Origin of the sequence: Halomonas sp. 3D7M, assembly GCF_014897885.1 — a bacterium.
GTDB lineage: Bacteria > Pseudomonadota > Gammaproteobacteria > Pseudomonadales > Halomonadaceae > Vreelandella.
Map to the genome: position 1 here is coordinate 16,284 of NZ_JABUZF010000222.1, position 6,165 is coordinate 22,448.

Annotated in this window: 8 protein-coding genes; 6 read left to right on the top strand and 2 right to left on the bottom strand. The window is 51.5% G+C overall.

The annotated features are described in order from the left end of the window. Positions 1 to 227 (top strand): isocitrate/isopropylmalate family dehydrogenase (locus tag INT22_RS20955; RefSeq protein WP_264298845.1); only part of this gene is annotated, 227 nt, incomplete at its 5' end. Positions 228 to 291: 64 nt separating this feature from the next. On the opposite strand, the gene wrbA is transcribed toward INT22_RS20955, so the two are convergent. After that, a complete protein-coding gene (wrbA, locus tag INT22_RS12585; RefSeq protein WP_193068320.1) occupies positions 292 to 891 on the bottom strand; it encodes an NAD(P)H:quinone oxidoreductase in 600 nt (199 codons plus the stop codon). Positions 892 to 1,219: 328 nt separating this feature from the next. Here wrbA and INT22_RS12590 point away from each other — a divergent pair, with 328 nt between their 5' ends. From INT22_RS12590 to INT22_RS12610, 5 genes are all read left to right on the top strand, one after another. Next, the gene (locus tag INT22_RS12590; RefSeq protein ID WP_193068321.1) at positions 1,220 to 2,203 is read left to right on the top strand and encodes a succinylglutamate desuccinylase; all 984 of its coding nucleotides are present in this window, start codon (positions 1,220 to 1,222) and stop codon (positions 2,201 to 2,203) included. Positions 2,204 to 2,440: 237 nt separating this feature from the next. Continuing rightward, the gene (locus INT22_RS12595) at positions 2,441 to 3,211 is read left to right on the top strand and encodes an ABC transporter ATP-binding protein (protein ID WP_089039399.1); all 771 of its coding nucleotides are present in this window, start codon (positions 2,441 to 2,443) and stop codon (positions 3,209 to 3,211) included. Between the two features lie 15 nt (positions 3,212 to 3,226). Next, on the top strand, positions 3,227 to 3,928 hold the full coding sequence (locus INT22_RS12600) for an ABC transporter permease (RefSeq protein WP_089039400.1): 702 nt from the start codon (positions 3,227 to 3,229) through the stop codon (positions 3,926 to 3,928). 1 nt (position 3,929) lies between these two features. Next, positions 3,930 to 4,661 (top strand): ABC transporter permease, encoded by a 732-nt coding sequence (locus INT22_RS12605; RefSeq protein WP_089039401.1) that lies wholly within the window; start codon positions 3,930 to 3,932, stop codon positions 4,659 to 4,661. Between the two features lie 183 nt (positions 4,662 to 4,844). After that, positions 4,845 to 5,615, top strand: coding sequence for a transporter substrate-binding domain-containing protein (locus INT22_RS12610; protein WP_089039402.1), 771 nt, complete (start codon positions 4,845 to 4,847; stop codon positions 5,613 to 5,615). Between the two features lie 330 nt (positions 5,616 to 5,945). Here INT22_RS12610 and INT22_RS12615 read toward each other — a convergent pair. Further along, the coding region (locus INT22_RS12615; RefSeq protein WP_193068322.1) for a hypothetical protein at positions 5,946 to 6,165 on the bottom strand (220 nt) is incomplete at its 5' end.

Consider the following 6,165-nt stretch of genomic DNA (forward strand, 5'->3'; position numbering starts at 1 on the left):
GCGCACCAGACATCGCTGGCAAAGGTATTGCTAACCCGATTGGCCAAATCTGGTCTGGTGCTATGATGCTAGAGCACCTGGGCTATCAAGAAGCCGCTGATACGATGGTGAAAGCCATTGAAGACGTGTTGAGCGAAGGCAATAGCCAAGTACTCACACGAGATATTGGCGGGCTAGGCAATACGCTAAGTCTGGGCCAAGCGATTGCTGAACGCATTAGCGGCTAACCAAAAAATGCCTCACTGTAAAAACAGTGAGGCATTGCGTTTCAAGCGTGTTGGCAAACGGGCGTTAGCTCGCCAGCTTCGCAGCAATTTCGGCGACATGCTTACCTTGGAAATGGGCAATTTTTAGCTCGCGATCATCCGGCTGACGTGAACCGTCGCCGCCGGCAAGCGTGGATGCGCCATAAGGTGTTCCACCGCTCACTTTGGAAATATCAAACTGCTCTTCAATACCATAGCCAATCGGCACAATCACCATGCCGTGATGGGCCAACGTTGTCCAAGTGGAGGTAATGGTCATTTCATCACCGCCGCCAGTCCCGGTAGAGGTAAACACACTCGCCACCTTGCCGCGCAGCGCGCCCTTGGCCCACAACCCACCGGTTTGATCTAAGAAGGTACGCATCTGGCCAGCCATATTGCCGAACCGCGTTGGCGTGCCAAAAATGATTGCGTCGTAGTCAGCAAGCTCCTGTGGCGTCGCTTCTGGCGTCGTGAAGTCCTGCTTACCGCCAGCATTCTTGAAGGCTTCTTCTGGCATAGTCTCGGGCACACGTTTAACGGTAACTTCCACACCATCAACGCTTTCAGCGCCCTCTGCCACCGAGGCCGCTAGCGTATCAATATGCCCATACATGGAATAATAAAGAACTAATACCTTTGCCATTACCCACTCCTTGTAGTGTTTGCTGGTAGCGCTGTGTCTTGCCCGTCTTGAGCTTATGAAAAGGTCTTATGAAACGGGCTTATGAAAATCTGTTAATAAAATAGCTCAGCTTAGCGTAGAAAAAAGCGAATGTTTTCGATGCTCTCCTTCGATTTTATCGATTAGCACCCTTTCATATACAACAATGAGCATGGATACTTTCGCGCTTAATTTTCATGTTCGCACCTGCGTTTTTCATGCTATCGACGTCCCCCCTTGTGGTTAAGCTTCAGCGTGTTAAAGGTACAACATTACAAAAAGCTGACGCTCCCTGCTCAAGGAACACTTCATGCTTGGCCAATGGCTTGATTGGACTCTCGATGACAAACACCCTTCTCCGCGGTCAGGCCGCTTTGGCAGCGGCACCTACCAATTACATGCACCGGGGATTTTAGAGATAACCCCGGCGACCGTTCATCCAGCAGCTCATGCTTGCGTGTTTTCTGCTGCGATACACGGTAACGAAACAGCCCCCGTGGAACTGTTGGGTAACTGGCTATCTGCGATAGAGGCCGGTACGGTCACCATTGGTGCTCCCGTGCTAGTGATTTTAGGCAACCTACCTGCCTTAAAGGCCCAGCAGAGGTTTATTAAGACGAACCTCAACCGCTTATTTCAGCGCGAACTCGCCGAAACAGGCGAGGAACCAGATAGGGCTCGCGAGCTAATGTCAGCGGTAGACAGTTTTTATAATCGTCATCAGGCGCTGCCTAAACTGCACTACGATTTACACACGGCTATTCGCGGTAGCCTCTATACTCGCTTTGTCGTAGAGCCGTTCGCAGAAACCCTGATCAATCCAGAGCAGTGGGAATGGCTTGCTGCGGCGGATATGCAAGCGGTACTACACCAACACCAGCACAGTTGGACGTTTTCTCACTACAGTAAGCACTACCACGCTGCCCAAGCCTTCACTTTCGAATTAGGCCGCGTTGCGCCCTTTGGAGAAAACGATATGGCGGCATTAGCGCCGATGTTAACGCTTATTAGCGCGCTTAGCGCTGGGGAGCAGCCACCTAAAAAGCCCGCTGAAACAATGAGGTTTTTCCAAGTTCAGCATGAGCTAATGCGTCAGGCTGAAAACTTTCGTCTTTGCTTCGATGAAGATGTCCCCAATTTCAGCCGTTTTGAGCCGGGCACTTGTCTCGCCAAAGATAGCGTCGCAGGTGATTTTATTGTTGGGGACACGCCTCTGCATGTGGTATTTCCCAATGCAAAGGTTGAGATTGGCGCACGAGCAGCACTGCTAGTCGCCCCCACTCACGCCAGCTAACGAGTCACGCACCATATCAATAAAATTTGTTAAAAATGCTTTAACAACAATAACGTAGAGGCTTTTCCAGGCTTATCGATGTGTATTAAACAAACGTTTTTCTTATTAATCGCATAAGGAAAGCACGCAATACGCACAAGGCCTGATAGAATCGCCCCTTTTTTCGCGCTAGCCGCCTATCAAGCACATGTTTTAAACCTGTTGCTGTAGCGGCAACCCTGTACTGGAGCCACTGTTATGGCTGATACGCCTACCCCCCTTGAAGTGCGCAATATAAAAAAGCGCTTTGGCGATACAGAAGTTCTCAAAGGCCTCTCTCTCGAAGCTCAAAAGGGTGATGTCATCACTCTGATAGGTGCATCGGGGTCTGGCAAAAGTACCTTCTTGCGCTGTATGAACCTCTTGGAGCAACCTGACGAGGGTGAACTGTTCGTTCATGGCGAGCAGATTCGCTTTAAAACGACCAAACATGGCCGCGAACCTGCCGATTGGAAACAAGTCGTGCAAATGCGTGCCAAGCTGTCGATGGTTTTCCAGAGCTTCAACCTATGGGCCCACATGACATTGCTTGAGAACATTATCGAAGCACCTATTCATGTCCTGGGAAAACCCAAAAAAGAAGCTGTCGAACACGCACGTGCACTGCTCGAGCGCGTTGGGCTAAGCGCACGCGCTGATGCCTACCCAGCGCAAATGTCGGGTGGACAGCAGCAGCGCGGCGCAATTGCCCGAGCGCTCGCGATGGATCCCGAAGTAATGCTGTTCGATGAGCCAACGTCGGCGCTTGACCCAGAACTGGTCGGCGACGTTTTGAAAGTAATGCACGGCTTAGCCGATGAAGGGCGCACCATGGTGGTGGTCACTCACGAGATGAGTTTTGCCCGCGATGTATCCAGCAAAGTGATTTACCTGCACCAAGGCTTGGTAGAAGAAGCTGGCGCGCCTGCTGATGTACTGGGCAATCCGCAATCACCGCGCTTAAAGCAATTTCTGGCCCCCAAATATTGATCAGCGAGGCACACCATGCTTGATTTGCAAGGTTATGGCCCCCGCCTGATCGAAGGGGCGGGCGTTACCATTCAATTAGCGGTTCTATCGCTTATTCTAGCCATTGTGCTTGGCTTGTTAACAGCGACTGCCAAAATGTCACGCAGCTGGCTCCTGCACCGCACTGCGACGGTATACACCACCGTTATTCGCGGCGTACCAGACTTGGTGCTGATGATGCTGCTGTTCTTTGGTGGTCAGATCGGTGTTAACGCCATTAGCGATATGCTTTATGACCATTATGACATTGATATCTATATTAATTTCAATGCATTCGCGGCGGGTGTTCTGACAATTGGGTTCATTTTTGGCGCTTACATGGGTGAAACCTTCCGCGGCGCTTTCATGGCAGTGGATAACGGCCAGATTGAAGCGGGAAAAGCGTACGGTATGAGCAGTGCGTTGGTATTTCGGCGTATTCGCTTTCCGCAAATGATGCGCCACGCACTCCCTGGCTTATCTAACAACTGGATGGTGCTGCTTAAAACAACGGCACTGGTATCAGTGATCGGTTTGACAGATATGGTTCGCGTCGCTGCGGAGGCTTCCCGAGCCACCCATGAACCCTTTACTTTCTTACTTCCCGTCGCAGCGGCTTACTTGCTGATTGCCAGCGTATCCGAGTGGATCTTCGTGCGGCTACAAAAACGTTACGACATTGGCTTTGGGGGGCAATGAGATGCTGGATATTTCTGCGTGGTTCAACGACCTGCTAGCTGGCAACGTAATTTTCACCCCAGATACGTTAGGCTACTACTGGGAAGGGCTAGTCACGACAACCCAACTGGTATTCCTTTCTTTGGTAGCGGGCTTAATACTGGCAGTGCCACTTGCCGTTATGCGCAGCTCAAAGCATAAGTGGATTAGTTTACCCATCTATTTTTACACCTATGTCTTTCGTGGCACGCCACTGCTGATTCAGCTATATATCATCTACTATGGCGTGGTGTTTGTTGACGGTATCCAAGAAACATTTTTGTGGCCAATCCTGCGGGAAGCTTTCTACCCCGCGCTGATTGCCTTCACGCTTAATACGGCGGCCTATACGACTGAGATTTTCCGAGGGGCTATCAAAGCGACATCCAAAGGGGAAATTGAAGCTGCCAGGGCTTACGGCATGTCACAGAACCTGATGATGCGGCGTATTATTCTGCCCAGCGCTTTCCGACGTGCCCTGCCCGCCTATGGCAACGAAGTTATCTTTATGCTGCATGCCAGCGCCATTGCCAGCGTCGTCACGCTAATGGATCTGACTGGGGCTGCACGCTTCGTTTATGCCCGCTTCTACGCACCGTTTGATGCTTTCTTATTTGTAGCAGTGATCTATCTTTGCCTCACATTTGCCATTTTGTACTTCTTCCGTTTCCTGGAGAAAAAGCTGTTGGCCCACTTAAGGCCGCAAAATAACTAGCATCACGAGAACCGTATCAAGAGCACTTAACAACAAAAGCATCGAGTGATAAAAACAGCCTCGTTTGTTGCACCGTCAAACAAACGTTGGTTCATAGCAACGCTCCCTCTTTTCGTTCGCCCTAACCTAGGGTACGTTAAAGGGGATCACCTCTAGTGAACCTGCTTTCTACGGAGTATAAGAATGAAGAAATTACTAACAGTATCTGTGCTTGGTTTAGCCATTGCCGCGGCCTCTTCTGCCCAGGCGCGGGATTACGACCATGTACGTATTGGCGTCGACGTTCCCTACGAACCAATGGAATACCGCACAGCCGATGGTGAACTGACTGGTTTTGATATCGACCTTGGCAACGCCCTATGTGATCAGATGGGTGTGACCTGTGAGTGGGTCGAGCAAGAGTGGGATGGCATTGTTCCTGGCCTTCTATCGCGCAACTACGATGCCATTATGTCGTCGATGACCATCAATGAAGAGCGGCGCCAGACACTGCTCTTCTCCGACCCCTATATCACCATGCCCGGCGCTTGGTTCGCTCCAGCAGACAGCGACCTAGAAGAGGCTACAGTGGAAACCCTTGAGGGTTTATCCATTGGCGTACAGCGCGGCACCACCTATGACAACTTCGCCACCGATACCCTCGGCGACACCGCGACTATCAACCGCTACTCCACCGCCGATGATATGGTGCTGGATATGGACGCCGAGCGCCTGGACGCTGTCTTCCTAGAGTTTTCAGTGGGTAAATCTACCCTGCTTGAAAACGAAGATAGCGACTACAAGGTGGTCGGAGAGATGGTTACCGAGCCCAAGGAAGTTTTCGGTGAAGGTTTTGGTATTGCCTTCCGTCAGCGTGACGAAGCCCTCGCTGAGAAATTCAACGAAGCCCTTGCTGAATTGAAAGAAAACGGCACTTACGACGAAATTTTCGCTCGCTACTTTGGCGAAGAGTAAGCGCTAATAGCCTGTGTATGCCTCCCCATCTCGGGGAGGCTTATACCGCGAGAAGCTATCATGCACACTTAGCTTCTTTTCTTCTTTCAGCGCCATTCTGGTTGCAATTGCCAGCTCTAGGCGCACTTCCCCTCCCAGGTACTAGCGGCGATATCACCTGCTTTTAGCTGAACGAATGGTTCGACGAATAGCCTTCCCCTCTTTGCCCCCGTGCCACCTAACGCCTCTAGCGTGATTGTGTAATGCACAATTTTGAACACAAAAGCTGAGATTTAATTGCTGCAAAGCGACTCGTTCCGCAACTGCCGAGGCCAACTTTTGTACCCGCTCTCACGTGACCAGTTCGACCCTGCCCTGCGCCCGCGCTACGGCTTCGGCATGGGCGAGCGCTCGGCTGGCAATATCGGGGCGTCCCGCCTTTTGAGCCAGTCCCGCACGCAGTCGGTGAAGCTCGGCCAAGTACCAGCGTTCGCCGCTCGACCGGACGATTGCGAAAGCCTGACGCAAGGCATGCATTCCAGCGACTGGATCACCCATATTTCCCGCGACC